Here is a 21,147-nt window from a genome sequence, read left to right as displayed (position 1 = left end):
GATAACGCTCATGTCGACCCTTGTTCCGGAATCACCTCTTTCAGTCTGAAGCGTTGAATCTTTCCTGTTGGGGTTTTTGGCAGGTCATCCCGGAAAATGATAGAACGTGGATATTTGAAGGGCGCAACGGTCGCTTTCACATGGTCCTGAAGAGCTTGGATCAGCTCGTCGGATGGTTCGACATTCTCAGCAAGAACAATATGGGCTTGAACAATTGACCCGCGCGCCTCGTCTGGCGCACCAATGACGCCACATTCAGCAACGGCTTCGTGCCCCAAAAGGGCCGCTTCAACCTCGGGCCCAGCGATATTGTAACCAGAGGAGACTATCATGTCGTCATTGCGGGCTACGAAATAGAAATAGCCATCCTCATCACGGCGAAAGCTGTCACCCGTGACGTTCCATCCATCCTGAACATAGGTGCCCTGACGGTCACCGCGCAGATATCGGCACCCTGTCGGGCCGCGCACGGCCAGTCGCCCAACCTCGCCAATTGGCGCTTCGCTGCCGTCAGGTGCCAGAATTTTGACTTCGTACCCCGTTACAGGCTTGCCAGTACAACCCGCACGGTGATCGTCAAAACGGTTCGAGATAAAGATGTGCAGCATCTCAGTCGCCCCAATCCCGTCCAGCATCGGTTTGCCGGTTTTTGCGATCCACTCCTCATAAACCGGGGCAGGCAAGGTCTCTCCTGCGGACACTGCAGCCCGAAGACTGGAAAGGTCAGCCCCCTCTTCCATAGCGCAGAGCATCACGCGATAGGCGGTTGGTGCTGTGAAGGATACCGTCGCCTTATATTTCTGGATAATGTCGATCATATTCGGCGGTGTTGCGTCTTCTAGCAGCGTCGCGGTTGCACCGAATCTGAGGGGGAAGATCGCCAGACCGCCCAAGCCGAATGTAAACGCCAATGGCGGTGAACCGACAAAGACATCTTCGGGCACCACCTTAAGAACCTCACGCGCATATCCATCGGCAATCATCAGAAGGTCGCGGTGGAAATGCATGGTTGCCTTGGGCGCACCGGTGGAGCCGGAGGTAAAGCCCAGTAAGGCGACATCGTCACGACCCGTCTGAACTGCATCGAACGTCACCGGTTTTTCCAGCGCCAGTCCATCGAGCTCGGCATCATGGTTCATTGTCCCGTCAAATGCCACAACGCGCAGAGAAGGACAGTCCTTTGCGCAAAGGTCCAGTTCATCCATCAGTCGGGTGTCGCATAGCGCATGCGTGATCTCGGCCAGTTCGATGTATTTTTGCAATTCGACCGCACGCAACATCGGCATTGTGTTGACCACCACAGCGCCTGCTTTCGTAGCAGCGAGCCAGCAGGCCACCATGGCCGGATTGTTGGCCGAACGGATCAACACACGATTTCCTGGTTTTACACCCAGATCGTTGACCAGTGCATGTGCCAGTCTGTTTGTCCAATCCGTCAGTTCTTTGTAGGTCCGCTGCCGACCATTTCCGATCAGCGCCGTGTGATCTCCGAACCCTTTGGCCACCATCGCATCAGTCAGTTCCACACCGGCATTCAGATATTCTGGGTAATCAAATCCAGCCGTCAAGAAATCAGGCCAACTGTCCTGCCTAGGCAGGTTGTCCCGCGCGAAACCATCACTATGCGCCGTCGGTCCGAGCATCAGGCACCCCCCTCGAACACGGTCATGGTCTGGCGCGCTATGATGATTTTCTGAACATCGCTCGCACCTTCATAGATGCGCAGCGCCCGGATTTCGCGGTAGAGCGTTTCCACTGAAGACCCTGATCTTACGCCGTCTCCACCAAAAAGCTGAACCGCCTTGTCTATCACATGTTGCGCCTGATCCGTGGCAAACAGCTTTGCCATCGCCGCCTCGCGGGTGATGCGCGGGGCACCCCTGTCGCGCATCCATGCAGCGCGGTAAATCAACAAAGCCGCCGCATCGACATCCAAAGCCATGTCAGCGATATGCCCCTGAACCAGTTGTAAATCAAACAACGGAGACCCTTGCACGTGCCGCGAGGAGACGCGCCCAAGTGCTTCATCCAGCGCGCGGCGCGCAAAGCCCAAAGCCGCCGCTGCCACGCTGGCACGAAACACATCCAAGACAGACATTGCGATTTTGAAGCCTTGCCCCGGATTCCCAATCATACCGCTTGCGGGAACACGACATTCCGTAAACCGCAAGGTCGCCAAAGGATGTGGCGCGATGGTATCAAGACGCTCTGTAACATCAAAACCCGGCAAGTCCGGCGTGACGATAAAGGCCGACATGCCCTTGGCACCCGGCGCTTCACGCGTGTTCGCAAAGACCGTGTAGACATCAGCAATCCCGCCATTCGAAATCCAGGTTTTCTCGCCAGTAAGGATGAAATGATCACCATCGCGCGTCGCAGTCATGGTGTTGGCCGCAACATCTGAACCCGAGCCGGGCTCGGTAAGGGCGAAGGCGGAAATCGCCTGCCCGGCGCGCGTCTTTGGAAGCCAGGCGGCCTTCTGTTCGGGCGTTCCAAACAGCGTGATTGCTCCAGTCCCCAGCCCCTGCATAGCAAAGGCGAAATCGGCCAACCCGTCATGGCGTGCCAAAATTTCACGCGACAGGCACAGCTTCCGGACGTCGAACACGCCGTCGTCATTGGACGTCGGCACAAGAACGCCTGCCTTTCCCAGCTCTGCAACCAGCGCCCGGCAGGCCGCGTCCGTATCGCCGTGATCTATATCCAGCCCTTGCGCAATCCCTTCCACATAGACCGCCCAGTCGCGGTGTTCGGCATCAAAGAAAGGCCAGTGGAGAAAGGTTTGATCAGCCATCAATCGCCCCCGAACACTGGTTTTTCTTTGGCGACAAAGGCTTTATAGGCACGCGTAAAATCCTGGCCCTGCATACAGATGGCCTGTGCCTGCGCCTCGGCCTCGATCGCCTGATCCAGGCTCATATTCCATTCCTGCGCTAGCATCGTCTTGGTCATGGCATTGGCAAAGGTCGGCCCGGTGGCAATCCGTTCGGCTAGGCAAATCGCCGCCGCCTCAAGCTCTTCAGCGGAGGTTACAGAGTTGAAAAACCCCCAGCGTTCGCCCTCTTCTGCGCGCATGGTACGCCCGGTATAAAGCAATTCCGCAGCGCGCCCCTGCCCGATAATCCGAGGCAGCATCGCGCAAGCCCCCATATCGCAGCCTGCAAGCCCGACCTTGTTGAACAGAAACGCAACTTTTGTGTCCGGTCCGGAAATGCGCAGATCAGACGCCATGGCCATAATCGCGCCTGCACCCGCGCAGACCCCATCAACGGCCGCAATGATCGGCTTGCCGCAATGGATCATCGCCTTGACCAAATCTCCGGTCATGCGCGTGAAGGCCAGAAGCTCTTTCATGGTCATCCGGGTGAGCGGCCCGATGATGTCATGCACGTCTCCGCCCGAACTGAAATTGCCACCGTTTGGCAAGATCACAACCGCGTGGACCTCGTCCGAATAGGCAAGGGCACGGAACCAATCGCGCATTTCAGCATAGCTGTCGAATGTAAAAGGATTTTTTCGATCTGGTCGATCATGGGCAATACGGGCAATGCCGTCGACAATTTTGCAGCGAAAGTGCTTTGGCTGGGGCAGGTTCATCACGTGTTCCGATCATCCAGGGCTTTGTTCAAAAGACGGGTCAGGGTTTTTGCGTCCTCACGCGTCAGGTTGCCCAACATATCGTCTATCCATTCTTCATGGTGCTCCGCCAAATCCGCGAATGCTTTGGTGCCTTTGGGTGTTAAGCGCGCGATCATGGCACGCCGGTCTCCGGGCACCGCAACACGAAGCGCAAGGCCTTCTTCCGCCAGGCGGTCGATAATTCCAGTAATGTTACCGTTGGAGACTTTCAGATAGTCGGAAAGCTCGCTCATTTTTAACCCGTCAGGATAGCGCGATAGGGCTGCCATCACATCAAATCGCGGAAGCGTCGTATCATGATTATCTCGGAGCCTACGGCGCAGATCTGCCTGGACCGAAGACGAAAGCTTCAAAATCCTGAGCCAAAGGCGCAGCCGTTCCTTTGACAGCGGTTCCTGGTCGGGTTGCGGTTGTGGATTCATATCTCACCTCCCGACATTGACAATGCGTGACCGTTGATCGCGGCGGCTTGCTTAGACGCCAAAAACAACGCGGTTGCGGCCACTTCGCTCGGGTCAATGAGTCGTGCCTGGGGGTTGCCCGACGCAACCAGTGTCGTCGCTTCACCTCGGTTCATATCAAACCGTTTCATCAGCCCGGATATGGCCTCATCTGTCAGCGCAGTATCCGTAAAGCCGGGACAGATCGCGTTGCACGTGATCCCCGACTTCGCAACATCCAAAGCGATGGATCGAACCAGCCCGACCACACCATGTTTGGCGGCAGAATAAGCGGGAACCGATGCATTCCCTTTCAGGGCGGCAGTCGACGCAATTGCAATCAGGCGCCCGCCAGCGCCCATCGTGTTCAAGGCCGCGCGAAAGGTCAGAAATGTGCCTGTCAAATTGACCGACAGAGTCTTTTCCCAGGACGCAAGCGACGTCTTTGAAACCTTACCAGAGGAACCGCCCCCGGCATTTGCAATCACCACGTCGTAGGCCGCGTCAAAAAGCGCTTCGACCTCTGATTCTTTTGTGATGTCAGCGGTCTGCCAAGTGATTGAACGCCCAGCGCTGGCGTCTTCAAGCATATCGCTTCTTCGGCCTGTAATCGTGACGGCATCGCCCGCGTCAGCAAAGGCATGGGCAATCGCACGCCCGATACCTGTACCTCCGCCCGTGACCAAGACCCGTCTCATACTTTAAGCATCTCCGCTTCGCGATCTGCCAAACGCCACGCCTGATCCCGCCCTGCCAGATAGGGAAGTGGCCAATCAGGAGCCGCCCTGTCGCCGATGCGTGCAGCCTCGTGCAAGGTCCAGTATGGGTCCGCCAGATGTGGACGTCCGACCGCAACAAGATCAGCGCGCCCAGCCATGAGGATCGAATTCGCGTGATCAGCTTCATAGATGTTGCCGACTGCCATCGTGGGTATACCCGCGTCGTTGCGAATACGGTCACTAAATGGCGTCTGGAACATGCGGCCATAGACCGGCTGAGCCCCAATTGTGGTCTGCCCCGCCGACACGTCAATCAAATCCGCCCCCGCCGAATGGAAGGCTTTTGCGATCAATACGGCTTCCTCAGGTGTTACACCCGCGTCTCCAACCCAGTCATTCGCCGAGATCCGAACAGATATCGGCTTGGCCTCTGGCCAGGCTGCACGCATGGCGGCAAATACCTCCAACGGCCATCGCAGGCGGTTTTCTAGTGCGCCACCGTATTCATCGGTGCGGGCGTTCGACATGGGAGATATAAAGGACGAAACAAGATACCCGTGCGCCGCGTGCAGCTCGATCATGTCGAATTCGGCCCGATCAGCCATGCGTACGCTTTCAACAAACTGGTCCTTGATCTCGTTCATCTCCGCTCGGGTGATTTCGCGGGGAGTTGCGTTGTTTGGCGACCAAGGAAGGGCCGAAGCACTGACCAGGTCCCAATTCCCTTCCGCAAGCGGCGCGTCCATGACTTCCCAACCCAACTGGGTCGAACCCTTGCACCCTGAATGCCCGATCTGACAGCAAATCCTTGCGTCGGTGTGTTCGTGCACAAATCCAGTCAGCCGCCGCCAGGCGGCCTCGTGTTCCGGTGCGTAAAGTCCCGGACAGCCGGGTGTGATCCGACCCTCTGCGCTGACGCAAGTCATTTCAGTATAGACCAGCCCGGCCCCGCCTTTGGCCCGCTCTCCATAATGCGCCAAATGCCAATCCGTCGGTGCGCCGTCCACAGCCTTATACTGCGCCATGGGCGACACAACGATCCGGTTCTTGAGTGTCATCTCTCTCAGCTTAAACGGCGTGAACATCGGAGAGCGCAGGGGTGCGTCCTCTGGCATACCTGAACGCGTCATGAACCAACGCTCGGCGCTTTCCAACCAATCCTTGTCGCGTTCGCGCAGGTTTTCATGGCTGATCCGCTGGCTCCGGGTCAACATGGAATAGTTGAGCTGCACGGGATCCAGATCGAAGTAGCGCTCCACAGTTTCAAACCACTCCAGAGAGTTGCGCGCCGCTGATTGCAAACGCAGCACTTCAAGCCTCCGATCCTCTTGATAGCGCGCAAGGGCAGCGTCCGTATCCACCTCGCTATGCAGCAAGTCGGCCAAGGCGATCGCCGACTCCAACGCCAGCTTCGTGCCAGAGCCGATCGAAAAATGCGCCGAGGCTGCGGCATCGCCCATCAACACGATATTCTCATGATGCCATTGTTCGCAAAGCACGCGCGGAAACCGTAGCCAGGCAGAACCACGGATATGATTGGCATTCGTCATCAAAGCATGCCCTCCCAGGTGATCTTTGAAGATGTGCTCACAGACGGCGATGCTTTCGTCTTGGCTCATCTCGCCAAAGCGATACGCGTCGAAAGTGGATTGCGAACATTCGACAATGAAGGTCGCAGTCTCATCATCGAATTGATAGGCATGGGCCCAGACCCAACCTTTGTCGGTTTCCTCGAAAATGAAGGTAAAAGCGTCATCAAAACGCTGATGCGTGCCCAGCCAAACGAACTGACAAAGCCGTTCGTCGATCTCGGGTTTGAATACATCTGCATAATGTGCACGCGTTTTGGAATTCAGCCCATCGCTGGCCACAACAAGATCGAACTCGGCCGCGTAAGTTTCGACGCTTTCGATCTCGGTTTCAAAACGCAATTCGACGCCCAGTTCTCGCGCGCGGTCCTGAAGTAAAAGAAGCAGCGTCTTGCGTCCGATACCGCAGAACCCATGGCCCGACGATACCAGTCGTTCACCTTTGAAGTGCAAAGCCACGTCATCCCAATAGGCAAAGTTTGCACGGATTGCCGCAGCGCTTATGCTGTCATTTGACGCGAGGTTGTCGAGCGTTTCATCAGAAAGCACGACGCCCCAACCAAAGGTGTCGTCCCTCTTGTTTCGCTCCACAACGACAACCTCATGGGTAGGGTCGCGCAGCTTCATCGAGATCGCGCAATAAAGCCCTGCCGGGCCGCCACCAAGACAGGCGATACGCATACAATCCCTCTCCTTGCCCCGATTCTTGAACTAAGTCTGCGGGCAACTCATTTTTATTTCAAGCTTGAAATTTTAAATAAGAACAGTTTGACTCCGAAAGAATGGCTCGGTTGCGAGGGAAAAGAGGACCCTCATGCCAGACGGCGTTTGCGCTACGACGCGAGCAAGCGTGAAGCCTGCCCGTCTTGATTGCGGCCACCAAGCCGGACTGGCCTGCCGCCTGGCAATATACTCTAGATAACACGCAGTTCGACAAACCGCTTGCGCAAGCGTGAGTTTTTCAACGAAATACTCCCTTACTTCGGACAACGATCGCCTTGAGCCAAAAATGATTTGTCAGAAGGCATTGTTCCGACCCTCATTCCGCCGCGAGCGCAACAACTGGATTGTTTCGGTCAGATGGTTGGTGGTTGGCTACCCGCCGATTTTTGAATTTGCCACGATACACCAACGCGAACACCGGTGGGGTGAAGTAGAACGACACTACGGTCGACAACAGAACACCACCGGCGATCGCCACTGCAAACGGAGGCCAAAAAGCCCCTCCTCCTAAGATAAGGGGCAGGAAGCCACCGAAAGTCGTGATTGTTGTCGAGATGATGTGTCGGCTGGAACCAGTAACAACGCGCGCCATCGCCGCCCGATCACCCTGGCTGGCCTGATCGTCCTGTTGCAACCCGGTTAGAATTATGATCGCCGCGTTGATCGAAACCCCAATTGAACCGATGACTCCGATAATTGCAGTTATGCCAAACGGGAATTGCATGACGGCCAGTGACAGCATTGAAAGGCCCGCAGACAACACGCACACGAACAAAGTCACAAGGGTCAGCCGGAACGAGTTGAAGGTCAGCACAATGGTCGCGATGGAGAGCGTGACAATCAACCCGACAGAGGCGAGCAAATTGCCCACGGTGTTCGATCGGGCATCACTGTCGCCGCCCAAGGACATCGAATAGCCTTGCGGCAACACAAACCCCGACGCATCAAGCGCTTCTAGAACGTCCTGCAAAGCCTCTTCGGGCAAAACACCGGGCACGATAAACGCCTGTATGGTGTTCTCGCGTACGCCATCCGTTCGGGTTATGACGCTCTCTGCAGGTTCGATCACCGGTCTGGCGAGTTCCGACAAAGGTACAGCGGGGAACACTCCGGTCGCGGATATGGCGGCAGCGTTCGGCAACAGAATGGGCATACTGACAATGGCGCTTAGGTCTGATCGCACCTCGTCACCCAAACGAACACGCACTGGCAACTGCTCGGTCCCTTCGATCAGTGATCCACCAGTGATGCCAACAAGCGCCGTGTCCAGCTGACCCGCTATATCCGCCACGTCCAATCCCAGCAGACGGGCTTTGACCTCATCAATCTCGAACCGGATTTGAGGGTTGCCGCCGTTCACGCTGGCGCGCGCCTGCGTCACCAAATCGAGATTGGCCATAACGGACCTCACCTCGTCGCCCAGATTACGCAGAACCGTGATGTCCTGCCCCTGAATTTTAACCTCAACCGGTGCCGCAACCGGAGGGCCCTGCACAAGATTGCGAACGATGATCTGCGCGTCAGGAAAGTCGGTATCCAGACGACCCTGCAGTGCTCCAACAAGGCGGGCCGCGTCATCGGCCGCGTCAGTTGTGATCATGGCTTGTGCAAATCCGGGCTCGCGTGAACGGTTGCCAACGATGTTGTAGTAGAATGCGGGGCCGGATTCTCCGACCGTCCAGTAGACACTTTTGACGCCTTCATCAGCCAGTAACATTTCATCGATCTGGCGCGCAGTTGCTTCGGTGGTGGCAATTGATGTTCCACCCGGCATGTCGACCTCGATATAGAATTGGTTGCGGTCGACGCCCGGGAAGAATTGCGCAGTCAGCGTTGGAAAGGCCGCAAAGCCAAGCACGGGCAAGACCAACGCCAACGCGATGGATCGCACTGGGTTGGCAACGGACAATCGGATTGAGGCCTCGAACATACGGGCAAGCGGCGGTATGCTGACACCGCGGCTCAACATTCCTGCATCCGGGCGATCGGACAGCAACCAGCCAGCAATCGCCGGAGTCACCGTCAAGGCCACGACCAGGGACCAGACAAGCATAAGCACCACAGCGATTGCGATGGCACCGACAAAGTCGCCTGCGGGCCCCGGCAGCAAGATCATCGGCGTGAAGGCGAGCGCCGTTGTGACAGTCGATGCCAGTAACGGCGCGGCCAACCGGCGAACAGCGTCTCGCACGGCTGCAAGTCGCTCCATCCCATCCTGCAGACGGCGTCGAATTTCATCGGTCATCACGATGGCTGCGTCAACGAGCAGACCGAGGGCAACAATCAGGCCCGTCACGGACATCTGATGAATGGGCAATCCAATCATGTTCATCGTCGCCAAAGTGGCCAATGAGACGACAGGCAGCACCAAAGCCACAATCGCGGCAGCCCGAACCCCCAAGGTGATGAACAAAACCGACACCACCAGCGCGACGCCAATGGCCATGTTAATCCCGACCTCTGACAAACGATCCGTCGTATACTGGCTTTGATCAAACAGTAGTATTTCCTGTATGCCCAGAGGTACCGATGCGGCGCCTGCCGCAAGCTCATCCCGAAGAAAACCAGTCCAGCGGTCGATCTGCACGCCGTCCTGCGCCAGAACCCCGACCAGAACCGAAGGTTTTCCGTTGGCAAACGCGATCGAGGACTGCGGTTCGCGCCCACCCCGGTCTACGTTGGAAATATCTCCGAGCTGAACCACGGCACCATCTGCGTTTTCACGCAGGACGATGCTTCGGATGCGGTCCAAAGTCTCAATCTCCCCGCTGATACCGATGGTCAGGTCGACATCGGACTGCAACCGCCCAGACTGAACCTTGCCATCTGCTTCGGCGATCCGCTGGGATATCTCGGCCGCGCTAAGCCCAAGCGCAGCAGCCTTGTCCATATCGACGCTTACAAGCACCTCTTCATCCGGCTGACCGAAATAGTCCACTGCTCGTGTCGCAGGTATCGCACGCAATCTGTCACCCAATGCTTCGGCATGACGTGACAACAAAGTGAGCGGGAAGTCGGGGTCCTCGGCCGCAACAGCAATGACAGCGGAATAGGCAGCAATACCCTCGGCATCAAACTCTGGCGGCAAAACTCCTGCCGGGAAGTTCTGGCGCGCATCTTCAACGGCATCGCGCGCTTCGGCCCAAACCTGCTCAATAGTGGCTTCATCCAGCGTTTCCAATAACTCGACCGAAACAACCGACACGCCCGAGCGTGAGACAGAACTGATCTCATCGACTTCGGAGATTTTCCGCAGTTCTTCTTCGATTTCTGCGGTGACTAAAGCTTCGACCCGCTCCGGGTCTGCGCCCGGGAACTGCGTCGTCACGGTTGCGAAGAGATTGGTAATCGTTGGGTCTTCCTGCCGGCCCAACGATAAGAACGAAGACAGGCCTGCAGACACAAGCACCAAAATGATAAGAGCAACCAGTCGGGGGTGGCGAAAAGTAAGGGTTTCCATCAAATCGCTCCGTTACTCGCCCGTGTTGAAGGCGACGCGCTGGCCAACGGTAACGCGCTGTGGCCCTTGGTCGATCAGAACAGTGCCTTCTGGAAACGCGCCACGTACGAAAACGCGGTCATCTTCAGCGTGCAGAACTTCGACCGTTGCCAGGCGTACAATCTTCTGTGCGTCAGCAACCAGAAGTGTCCATTGCCCGCGCGTACCTTCCTTCAACGATGTCGTGGGCACCCAGGTCCCCGCACTCTGGACGGGATCCAGTACATGAACACGTGCGGTTTGTCCGAAAGCAACGTCCGGTGCGTTCTTCAGATCGAACAGCGCGGTGCGGGTTCGGGTCACCGGATCAATGTCGGGCCGCAAAGTTGCAAGCTCGGCGCGATAGCTTTGACCTGCTATTTCGATCTCAACATCAGTCAGCAGCGCCGGATCAACATCAAGAGGGATACCGATCCGAACCTGCGGGGACACGACCTCGACCATTCCCAGAACCAGCTCGCCCGAGCGCAGAGTTTCACCGCCATCCACGTGTCGCGCGGTTATTTGACCGGCAAATGGGGCCTCGATACTGGATTTCTCGATCCGAACGGTCACATCACGCATGGCCGCATCCAGTTCGCCAATTCTCGACAACAATTCATCTTGCTGAGAAATGGCCTCGTCCAAACGGGCTTGGCTGGTGAATCCCTGTTCGATGAGTTTGGCGTTTCGCTCAACTGTTTTCTTGGCGAATGCGAGCTGGGCTGAGATGGCATCGCGTGATGCGGTCAGACGCTCACGTTCGACCTCCAACAGAGCAGTGTCCAGCGTCGCCAGAAGTTGGCCCTTGGCAACCTCGTCACCCTCGTCCACCAGAATCTGATCTAGCGTTCCGTTCAGCTCGAATGAAATATCTGCCGAACGCTGTGGTTCGACCTGACCGATGAACACACGGTCGACTGTATAGGCGCTCTCCGACGTGATTGGCGTTGCCGAGACCGGCGTTACTGCCGCAGCGTCCGGTGAAGGAACAGCATCTGCCCGGCGTGTGAGCTCGGACGCACCGAAGTAAACTGCGGCCGCCGCAGCGGCTATAAAACTGACGGTCACTCCCAGACGCACTGTGCCGCGGAACACACGTGCAAATAGGCTCGGTTTGGTCGCTTCAGTAGAAGAATTCGCAGGATTCGGCATTTGGGGACCTCATCAAGTTAGTATCTCTAACATATGTTAGAAGTTCTCACTTTGACAAGAGATACGTGATCTGGCACATGTTGGATCATGAGCAGCACAGAAAAAATTCACCCTTCAACTCGCCAGGCGACCGGTCATGCTGTTAGCAAGAAAGCCTATCATCACGGCGATCTACGCGCTGCATTGATCGAGGCAACCCGACAGCTGGTTGAAGAAAAAGGTCCGGATAGATTTTCCGTGTCTGAGGCGTGCAGACGGGCGGGCGTTTCGACCGCGGCCCCCTACAAGCACTTCAAAGACAAGACAGAAATGCTGGTTGCGACTGTTCTTGAAGGCATGGAGCGTCACCGAAGTAAAATGCTTGCCGCACTGGAGGGCGTTCCTGAAGGATCGACCGAGCGCATCACCGCAATTGGGATGGAGTATGTTGCTTTCGCCCTCAACGAGCCGGGAATTTTCAGGCTGAAATTTGGTGGCTTTACGGATCGCATCGCAGATCCCCGACTTGAAGAAAGCGGTCAACAAAGCTTTGGGATTCTTTTGACTGAGGTTGCAAAATGTCTCGGAGAACCGGGAATCACTGACGAGGTACGTAGACGGGGGTTCTTATTGTGGAGTTTTGTGCACGGGCTATCCTTCATTCTGCATGACAAAGGGCTTGCTGAGAAAGGCGGAGATTTCGAGCTGTATGCCCTACTCGAAGATATCTCTGAAAGAATGCTGCGTTGATCTCTCAACATAGCTGTGACTTTTATAAGGGTTATCGGGATCGCAGGTTCTGTTGCAATCTTTGCCCCACCCGTTAGATCGAAAGCAGTTCTGGTAACGCGGATGTGTCGCAAATATTTGGAACGGTCAAAGTCAGCGACTTAATGGATACACCTACCCTGCAATCTCGGCGAATAGCTGGAAGCCAGATGTCTTATTGCCGGGAATTGCCGCTTCCGGATCATCTTGGCGAGCTCGATGACGCCCAGTGTAGCCGAAGCGGATCTGAATGATTTGAACCCACAAATGTGCCGTAAGCGGCGCTTGATAAATCGATAATCCTGTTCGATCAGGTTATTCATATACTTGGACCTAACCGTTTGGATTTTGGCTAGGCAGCCAAGCCGATTGCGGATTTTGTTCACCTCTCGAATGCCCGCCGCTTTGGCGCCACTTTTGCCGATGACAATCTTGCTCGGGATTCCATTTGAAGCCAGCGCATTCGCAAAGAACCGTGTGGCTGCTGGACGGTTCCTACTCTCAGACAGCATGAAATCAAGAGTATTCCCTGCTTTATCGACGGCCCGATCGAGGTACATCCATTTGCCGCGAACACGAATACAGGTCTCATCCATACGCTATGAATTCAGCGTTGGACGCTTCTTTGATTGCGCACGAACTGCGACGATCAGCGAGTATTTAACAACCCACCTATTCAGTGTTGCATAGTCAACTCGCACACCACGCAAAGCCATAATCTCTTCCAAGTCACGATAAGACACTGTGTACCGCAGATAGCAGTAAACAGCTTAGAAAACTTCATCCGTGGGTAAATGACAACCCTTTAATGAGATCATGCTCAATTAACCTGTTCGAAATTTTTCGACCAGCAAAAACCTTAGATCACGCAGAATCGTCAACTAGACCCTAGAGTTTGCGACACATCCCAAAACAGCGGGCTGGTTCATCGTCGTTATCAGAAGCGCAGATTTGCTGCGCATGAGCGGTTTGCCGCGTATCTGACGAGACGTGAACCAAGTATTCGGCGGAAGGCCGCGTGTCCTTCTGGTTGTGGTTTGCCTGTCTACTCGCGCCGGATATTTGTGGGCGAGACGATTCATATCCGTGAACAATATCTGGTACAGGGCATGACGTTACATCTCGCACGATCCGGTCTCGTTGGCATTTCGCTACTGGTAACCTCTGGTGTAGCGGCAGAGGAAGATGAATCGTTTTTTGATCCGTTTGATGAGCTGATGAAAAGCCGCTGGTTTGTCTCAAGCGGTTGGGCCAATGGCGATCATCAGAGCTGTCTTTGGCACAAGGACCGAGTGAACGTTGAGGGTGGGAAACTGCTGTTGTCCTTAACTGATCATGCAAAGAAAGACCGTCAGTTTAGTTGCGGTGAAATCCAGACACATGCGCGCCTCGGATACGGAACCTTTGAGGCGCGCATGAAAGTGCCATATGCACGCGGTATGAACGCAAATATGTTCACCTTCATTGGCCCGCCGCAGGACCGGCCACACAATGAAATCGACTTTGAGTTTATTGCGCCGAATAATCCGGTGCTCCAGACGAATGTCCACTTTCGGGGCGACAGCGAAAACACAGAACTGATCGCACGACCGGATGATAACGCATTCCATGACTATGCTTTTGTTTGGGAGCCTGGGCGCGTTCGCTGGTTCATTGACGGAGAACGTATCCGGGACCTTCGCGGTGATGCTTTACCGAATGAGCCGCAAAAGATGTATCTCAGCCTGTGGTCGACCGATACACTTGTGAGTTGGATGGGAAAGTTCGACGCCGCTTCTGCGCCGCAGGAACTGGAGGTCGAATGGGCCGCTTTTACCAAGCTTGGGCAGGGCTGCGCTTTTGAGCAGTCGCTGTTGTGCCGGGATGGGATCAATGTGCCCTGAGCCCGCCTATGTTCGTTTTAGATGTGAGCCCATGGTGCACTCAGCTGAGGTAGCTTGTTCATTTTTTGGGCAAGTTACGGCGATGTTGGCGCTGGCTTTACGGGCTTTTGTTGTTTTGTGCGCCTCAATGCGGCACCTGAGCCTACACCATACCCTTGGGTTGCACATTGCACAGCGCATTTTCACCTCCTGGGATCAACTGGAATTGGCTAAGACCGTATGAACGTCAGACTGGCCTCAATCATCGACCCTGAACGGAACACAGCTTATGTCGTGCCGGCCATCGTGGCGTCGATGGTCACCTTTGCCTATTCGGTGAGTTTCGGCCCTTTGGTGATTCTCGCCTTCTACGGGTGCTGGATTCTGCCCTTTGCACTTGCCCCGCGCATTTTGCTGGCGCGTCCGGGGCCGGTGGTCCTACTGCTTTTGGTTCCGTTTTTCTTTGCCTTGTCCGTATTGTGGAGCGATGCGCCGTCGACCACTCTGCGTGCTTCAATCCAATATGGTATTACCTTCTTTGCAGGCCTTGTCGCTGCGCGGATCACCTCTGTCGCCAATCTGGCGCTTGGGGGGACCATCGGTAGCCTGCTGATCCTGACATATTCGGCGATGAATGGCGGCTACTCTTATGACTATATTGATGGGAGTTATGCTTTTAACGGCGCCTTTTCATCGAAAAACCAGCTGGGGTATTTCGCCACGCTCGCCATAATTTTCTCGCTTTCGTTGATCTGGGTTTTTCGGACGCGTGGCGCACTGAAACCTGTCTCTGCCGTCACCGGCTTAATGGGGATCGTCATGCTGTGGATGTCGGATTCAGCAACATCGCTGCTATCCGCCTTTGCTGCTTTTTCCGCGATCCTGTTTGTTGGCTTTGTCCTGTTGCTTGCGCCCTGGCTGCGGCGAGCCGCGGTTTTTCTGGCTGTGACCGGAGGTGCTGCGATGGCGGTGGCATCTTATCGTTTGGGGGCATTCGACGCCGTGCTTGCGGCCTTTGGCAAGGATTCCAGCCTGACGGGTCGCACATATCTTTGGAGCAAAGCATTTGAATTTGGCGCTAATCAGCCGGTTCTGGGCCTTGGTTATAATGCCTTCTGGACGCGTGGACGCCCCGAGGCCGAGGTGCTCTGGCAAGAGTTCTACATCACTGGTCGAACCGGGTTCCATTTCCACAACCTGTTGATTGAAACCTATGTGGGCACCGGGGTGGTTGGGCTGGGCCTTGTGGTTGGGCTTTGTCTTTTGCTGATCCTGATGCCGCTTCGCGCCGCTCTCGGCCGGGGTGGCGTAGGATCTCTGATGCTGATCTCGGGACTGTCAGTGCTGTTTGTTGTCCGGTCGGTCGCCGAGGTCGATTTTGTTACGCCCCACACGGTCGGAACCTTTCTGGTCGCCTTCGCGCTTCTGCGGCTGTTCGATCACAATCGCAACGTCCGCCACGCAACGCGCCTTGCCATGCCAACGCGACGCCCCCGACACGCAACGGAGATCCTGATATGACCGGCCCGGTACAGGAACGGCGCATCCATTGGACCAAGGACAACGCCCATCTTCTTGCCGGTTATCGGGACGAACCGCGTGTCGATTTCGGAGCGATGATACGTGCAGTTCGGCGACAAATGCTGTTGGTTGCGGCTTTTGCGATGACTGGTATCGCCATTGCCGTGATGATGATCCTTGGATCGGTGCCAAAATACACAGCCGTAGAAACAGTGCTGCTGGATGAAGAACGTGCCGAGTTGCTAAACGAGGTATCGCCCCTGCCCAATGCCGTCCGGTCGGATACGGCAGTACAAAGCGAGATGGAAATCATCAGATCCGGAGCTCTAGCCTATCAGGTGGTCGATTTGCTGCAACTGGACAAAGATACCGATTTTCTGTCGCCGCCGGTTGGATTGACCGAAAAAATCAGCAGGACGATTTCTTCCGTAACACGCCCGTTGGCTCGACTGCTGACACCGGAACCGCCCGCCCGCGCGAACGAGAATACTTCGGTAGCGGGCGAAGCTGGCCCGGATGACAACGCAATACCCGACTTTGATCTGGAATTGACGGATCGGGATCGTGCGGTTCGGATTCTACGTGATCGGCTGTCGGTTTCACGATCGGGGCGCAGCCTGGTGATTGAAATTGCGTTTGCGGATTTTGATCCTACGCGGGCTGCGCAGATCGCGCGCGGCTATGGCTCAGCCTATGAGAGCTTTCAGCTTTTGACGACAAACGAGGTGGCGGCCAAGGCAGAAGAATGGTTGCGCGAACGATTGGAAGAGCTCGAGCAAAAGAGCATCGATGCCGCATCGGCTTTGCAGGAGTTCCGGACCGAAAACGACTTGGTGCAAGTGCGCGGCGATCTGCTGACCGAGCAGCAGCAATCTGAACTTGCCAGCGAGTTGATGACAGCCGCAGCAGCGGCGGCAGAGGCAGAAGCTTACCTTGAAAGCATGGAGTCGCTGAGCGCCCAGGCGGTTGATGGTGATCAGATCATCGCAGTTCCTTTGGTCGAAGGAATCGCAGCCGGGATCAGCGAGGAACTGCGGCGTGACTATCTGAATGCTCGCCAGAGGCGGCAAGAAATTATCAGCCAATTTGGGGCGGATCATCCGCAGGTACAGCAACTCAATGGCAGTATTCAAGTATTTGAGAATGCCCTGAAGATCGAGTTGCAGCAGGCGACTGAGGCCGCGCGCGTTGCCTACAATATTGCACGTGGCCGAGAGCAGTCGTTGCGGACCGATCTGGCCGCGATAACAGGAACAACGGATTGGAACGTGGCCCTGAGGGGCCGGTTGCAACAGCTCGAGGCGATCTCGGAAACCTATGCTCAGGTCTATCGCGACTATCTGGCGCGGCTAGAAGTCACCATGCAGCAGCAGGACTTTCCGATCGCGTCGGTTAAAATCATCTCTCCGGCAGAAATTCCGCAGGCACCGTCTAGCCCGCAGAAGAAGGCAATGCTGTTTGCGGGGCTATTTCTGGGTGGTCTGCTGGGGGCGTTGATAGGGGCCACTCGCGAATTGATGCCGAAACCCGTGCGCACCGTCTCGACCCTGCGAGAGGAGGTCGGAGTAAACTGCGCAGGCTTGTTGCCCGGTCTCAAAAGCCGCAACGACGCGGGCACTGAGCGGGCTCAGACCCTTACAATGGAGCGTCTGGCCGGGACTTGCGAAACCATTCTGCAGAAATCAACAGGCGCTTTGATCGCAATCGCACCGCTTTCATCTGGTCTGAAGGCCGAGGCCGATTTGCCGCTGGACCTTGCTGAACGGCTGTCCTGCGATGGGTCGCGGAAGGTATTGGTGATTTATCAGGATGCGCTTGCGCAAACGCTACGCGTAAGTAAATCAGCAGCTGTTGAAATCGCCAGCTTGCAGCAAGTGCTGGAGACTGTTTTAGGGAGCGACCAGACACTACCGCAAGGTGCTGACCTAATGATGTTGGCCAGTGATTTGCGCAGCAAATTCAGCTTTGTTCTGTTCGCGCTCAGGCCTCTGAGCCAGGCCACTGCTTCCGATACTCTAGCGGAAGCGTGCGATGCCACGATGCTTCGCATCCAGTGGGGTAAGGCGTTGCCCAGCTTTATCTCTGACGCGTTAATGGATCATCCCCGCTTCAGGGAGGCCTTGATCACAACGGTTCTGGAAGAGGCCAACCTGGCGCAGGCCCGGCGCTATATCGGCCCCGGCAGCTATGAGGAGCTTCAGATCAATGCTTAGAAACCGGCATTTCCGCATCATTGTTTGGCTCGTTTCATATGCTATGGCGCTGAATGCGACGCACCAGAGTGTGGCTGTCGCGCAATCACAACCCGAGCCTCGGGTGGGCACAGAAACCATTGGTCCGCAGCAAACGCTTGAAATACGGATCGGGCGATGGGACCCGGTGAATGAGGTTTTTGCATCCTGGGACGCGGTTGGTGGCTCATATCCTGTCAGCACTACCGGCGCGGTGACTCTGCCGCTGATCGGGAGTGTACAGGCGGCAGGCATGACGCCCGATGATTTGGGCGCCGATGTTTCGCAGCGAATACAGGATCGGATGGGCTTGCGTAGCGATGTACAGACGATTGTTACGATCACCGAATTTGCGCCGATCTATGTTTTGGGTGATGTGCGGACACCGGGTGCTTACCCACATGTGCCGGGCATGACAGTCCTGCAGGCACTGAGCCTGTCGGGCGGGATCAACACACCGAACTCCGCGTTGGTGCGCGGAGAACGCAATGCGCTGAGTGCCCTTGGCACCTACCGCGTCATGGAGCTTGAAAAGATGCGGCGGCTGGCCCGGCTGGCCCGGCTGGAGGCTGAGGAAAGCGGCACCGAAATCCAGACCCCGCCCGAGCTCCAGTCCTCACCGCTGGGGATCGAACTGCTTGAGCAAGAGCGCCGGATTATGGTGTCGCAGAACTCGGCTTTTGCGTCTAGTTTGGCCCAGATCGACGAGCTAGAGGCCTTGCTGCTCGACCGGATTAATAGTCTGAAACAACAGGCCGATCTGCGTGAGCGGCAATTGCAGCTGCTGAATGAAGAGCTTGAAAACGCAAACAGCCTCGCCGAGCGCGGCTTGTCCACCGTTGTACGAGGAAGCAATCTGCAACGCGCGGTTACAGATCAACAGGTCCGGCTGCTTGAAGTCGAAACCGCGCGGTTGAACGCGGAACAACGGCTGAATGAGACGCGTCGCGACAGGCTGGACCTGACCAACGCGCGTGACCGCGAACGTGTTCAAGGATTGCAGGATCAGCGCGCTGCCATTGCTGAATTGGGTGTGAAAATGGAGACAGAAGCCGCGTTGTTTTCCGAAGCGGCACGCACGGGCAACGGGCTGGTCGAGCTTTCGGACCTCGTATCGCCCAGATTGCAGATCACCAGGACAGGTCCCGAAGGGACGACCACTTTCGCGGCAAATCGAGATGACAAGATTGAAGGTGGAGATGTTCTGGAAGTCGTTGTCTCAACATCTGCGCCAAACGATATGATACCCGTACGCCGCCTGGCACCCGATGCGTTCAATAGCTCATTGCCGTCTGACGCCTCTCAGATCATTCCGGGTGAAGCGGCTGGCGAGGTACCTCCTTCCTGACAGCGGTGCGCCCCATCGACCGGGATGGGGCGGGACAGAACATCCAGCAATATATCAATTTGACGCTCCGGTCTCATCTCGGGCCTTGCGGCGTGATCGAGCGCGGCCTGTGACGCTGCCGAGTAGACCTGTTCGTCGTTCCAGAGCATACGCACAGCTTTCGCCCATTCCTCAACCGGGGCTTTACGGTTCAGTAACAGTCCACCTGGCCCGACAGCTTCGGGTAGCCCTCCGATCCGGGACGCTATGACCGGGATGCCGCTGATCTGAGGCTCGGCGGCGATACGGCCAAATGCCTCTTCCCATTGGCTGGGGGCAAGCACAATGCGGGCATCTTTGTAAATTGTGCGCATGTCGTTTGTTGATGGTCGCAATGTGACGTTGGGCAGGCGGGCAAGGCTGGTTTGCAGGTGTGTCTCTTGCTCGGGTGTCAAACCCCAGCCACGTACAAAGACAAACGGAATTTCAGGGCAGACCTCGGCCACTTGCAGCGCGATATCGACGCCTTTGTTCGGATGCGGGTTGATAAAGGTCACGTTGCTGCGGGAAGAGGTCACGCGGTATTTCTCGGCTTCGATCATCGGATAGATCACATCGGCATGAATGCCTTCTGTTTCGGCAAATCGCCGCGCGGTGAAGTTAGAGTTCGCGATGTATCCCGTTTTGGTCAGGTCGCTCGGCGATCCGCCCAGATCCTCATCTTCAACATTGCGCAGATAGATAAACGTGCGTGTTGCGTCCCGGTTGATCGACTGGGCGAGTTGTACCGGCAACCGAGATTGGAAGATCGCCACATCGGCCCCAAAATCAGTTACAACACGGTCCACGACCTCTTGAGCAAACCACGCGCGGAACACAGGATAACCAAGCCCAGTGTCGCGTACATAACCGCGCCGATGCAACTTGAGCTGCGCTCTGCTGCGCAGACCCAGCCAGCCTTCGCCTGTCAGACCTGCTAGAACTCCAACAGTATGCCCGCGTGCGCGCAGGCGTTTGACAAGCTCGTGCGTACTTGTCTGCGCTCCGCCATACATCTGCGGCAGATACGGATGTGCACTTCCAAAAAGAATGCGCATGGACAGGTCTACCTCATTTTCAATCTTCAGCAGCGGGGCTTATTGCGTGTCGATCAGATGCATATCTTAACAAGAGCTTCACCGGCACGCTGATGGTGAAGCGGACCCGGTGATCTCGGATGGCCGAAACGACTGGATCACAAGACACCTGAGTCACCTCTTCAGTATTCGGCTCAGGAACGATTCGTTCTGAGCATGGTTCGATCCAGATTTCATGAATTTACTGCTCTTTGCTTGCTTTGAGCACTCTCGCATAGCGTGAGTCAGATTCGAGCGTCCCGATTGTACCGGAACGCGATAAAGTTCTGTAGCTGCCTTGAATTCAGGCAGCTCGCACAGCCGAAGTCAAAAGATACTCGGCAATCGCGTCAATATGTGCGGATTCCACGTTAACGACCCGTTATCCGTAGGCAATGCTTCGCTCGCACGGATAATCGAGTTGCAATCGCAGCAATTGTCATACCCTTCTTATCTACAGATGCGAGAAGGAACTTTGTAATGAGGACACTCTGGTAGAGATCACTTTCGCCTGCATCGGGTGATGCGTGTTGGCGATCGTCTTTTCAATTTAAGGGGGCATCGGCGCTGATTTGCAGCGTTACGCAACTGGGAAATGAGG

14 protein-coding genes and 1 pseudogene are annotated in these 21,147 nt (G+C 56.0%); 5 read left to right on the top strand and 10 right to left on the bottom strand.

Annotated features, from left to right (window positions below; translation table 11 throughout):
• Positions 1–8: 8 nt before the first annotated feature.
• The 8 genes from ACR0DH_RS08280 to ACR0DH_RS08245 form a co-directional block, all read right to left on the bottom strand.
• A complete protein-coding gene (locus ACR0DH_RS08280) occupies positions 9–1,643 on the bottom strand; it encodes an AMP-binding protein (RefSeq protein ID WP_480548274.1) in 1,635 nt (544 codons plus the stop codon).
• Positions 1,643–2,794, bottom strand: a complete 1,152-nt coding sequence (locus ACR0DH_RS08275) for an acyl-CoA dehydrogenase family protein (protein WP_480548272.1) — start codon at positions 2,792–2,794, stop codon at positions 1,643–1,645. The genes ACR0DH_RS08280 and ACR0DH_RS08275 overlap by 1 nt, the downstream gene beginning before the upstream one ends.
• Positions 2,794–3,597: an enoyl-CoA hydratase family protein gene (locus ACR0DH_RS08270; protein WP_480548270.1), complete on the bottom strand. Its 804-nt coding sequence runs from the start codon at positions 3,595–3,597 to the stop codon at positions 2,794–2,796. The genes ACR0DH_RS08275 and ACR0DH_RS08270 overlap by 1 nt, the downstream gene beginning before the upstream one ends.
• Positions 3,597–4,061 carry a MarR family winged helix-turn-helix transcriptional regulator gene (locus ACR0DH_RS08265; protein WP_480548268.1) on the bottom strand — a complete coding sequence of 155 codons (465 nt, stop codon included), beginning with the start codon at positions 4,059–4,061 and terminating at the stop codon, positions 3,597–3,599. The genes ACR0DH_RS08270 and ACR0DH_RS08265 overlap by 1 nt, the downstream gene beginning before the upstream one ends.
• Entirely contained in the window at positions 4,058–4,777 is a 720-nt protein-coding gene (locus ACR0DH_RS08260) for an SDR family NAD(P)-dependent oxidoreductase (RefSeq protein WP_480548266.1), read from the bottom strand. The genes ACR0DH_RS08265 and ACR0DH_RS08260 overlap by 4 nt, the downstream gene beginning before the upstream one ends.
• On the bottom strand, positions 4,774–7,068 hold the full coding sequence (locus tag ACR0DH_RS08255; RefSeq protein ID WP_480548264.1) for a bifunctional salicylyl-CoA 5-hydroxylase/oxidoreductase: 2,295 nt from the start codon (positions 7,066–7,068) through the stop codon (positions 4,774–4,776). The genes ACR0DH_RS08260 and ACR0DH_RS08255 overlap by 4 nt, the downstream gene beginning before the upstream one ends.
• A gap of 358 nt (positions 7,069–7,426) precedes the next feature.
• Positions 7,427–10,570 (bottom strand): efflux RND transporter permease subunit, encoded by a 3,144-nt coding sequence (locus ACR0DH_RS08250; protein ID WP_480548262.1) that lies wholly within the window; start codon positions 10,568–10,570, stop codon positions 7,427–7,429.
• Between the two features lie 12 nt (positions 10,571–10,582).
• Positions 10,583–11,743 carry an efflux RND transporter periplasmic adaptor subunit gene (locus tag ACR0DH_RS08245; RefSeq protein WP_480548260.1) on the bottom strand — a complete coding sequence of 387 codons (1,161 nt, stop codon included), beginning with the start codon at positions 11,741–11,743 and terminating at the stop codon, positions 10,583–10,585.
• A gap of 87 nt (positions 11,744–11,830) precedes the next feature.
• Here ACR0DH_RS08245 and ACR0DH_RS08240 point away from each other — a divergent pair, with 87 nt between their 5' ends.
• A complete protein-coding gene (locus ACR0DH_RS08240) occupies positions 11,831–12,472 on the top strand; it encodes a TetR/AcrR family transcriptional regulator (protein WP_480548258.1) in 642 nt (213 codons plus the stop codon).
• Between the two features lie 153 nt (positions 12,473–12,625).
• Here ACR0DH_RS08240 and ACR0DH_RS08235 read toward each other — a convergent pair.
• A pseudogene (locus ACR0DH_RS08235) lies at positions 12,626–13,308 on the bottom strand (IS6 family transposase).
• A 291-nt stretch (positions 13,309–13,599) separates the two neighbouring features.
• On the opposite strand from ACR0DH_RS08235, the gene ACR0DH_RS08230 reads away from it, so the two are divergent.
• The 4 genes from ACR0DH_RS08230 (at position 13,600) to ACR0DH_RS08215 (ending at position 19,452) form a co-directional block, all read left to right on the top strand.
• Positions 13,600–14,373 carry a family 16 glycosylhydrolase gene (locus ACR0DH_RS08230; protein ID WP_480548257.1) on the top strand — a complete coding sequence of 258 codons (774 nt, stop codon included), beginning with the start codon at positions 13,600–13,602 and terminating at the stop codon, positions 14,371–14,373.
• Positions 14,374–14,592: 219 nt separating this feature from the next.
• Entirely contained in the window at positions 14,593–15,873 is a 1,281-nt protein-coding gene (locus ACR0DH_RS08225) for an O-antigen ligase family protein (protein WP_480543819.1), read from the top strand.
• The gene (locus tag ACR0DH_RS08220; protein WP_480548255.1) at positions 15,870–18,086 is read left to right on the top strand and encodes a Wzz/FepE/Etk N-terminal domain-containing protein; all 2,217 of its coding nucleotides are present in this window, start codon (positions 15,870–15,872) and stop codon (positions 18,084–18,086) included. The genes ACR0DH_RS08225 and ACR0DH_RS08220 overlap by 4 nt, the downstream gene beginning before the upstream one ends.
• A complete protein-coding gene (locus tag ACR0DH_RS08215; protein ID WP_480548253.1) occupies positions 18,079–19,452 on the top strand; it encodes a polysaccharide biosynthesis/export family protein in 1,374 nt (457 codons plus the stop codon). The genes ACR0DH_RS08220 and ACR0DH_RS08215 overlap by 8 nt, the downstream gene beginning before the upstream one ends.
• Here ACR0DH_RS08215 and ACR0DH_RS08210 read toward each other — a convergent pair.
• Positions 19,407–20,528, bottom strand: coding sequence for a glycosyltransferase (locus tag ACR0DH_RS08210; RefSeq protein ID WP_480548251.1), 1,122 nt, complete (start codon positions 20,526–20,528; stop codon positions 19,407–19,409). The genes ACR0DH_RS08215 and ACR0DH_RS08210 overlap by 46 nt on opposite strands.
• Positions 20,529–21,147 lie beyond the last annotated feature (619 nt).

Source organism: Ruegeria sp. I1, from assembly GCF_056532675.1.
This window is presented reverse-complemented; position numbering and strand designations above follow the sequence as displayed.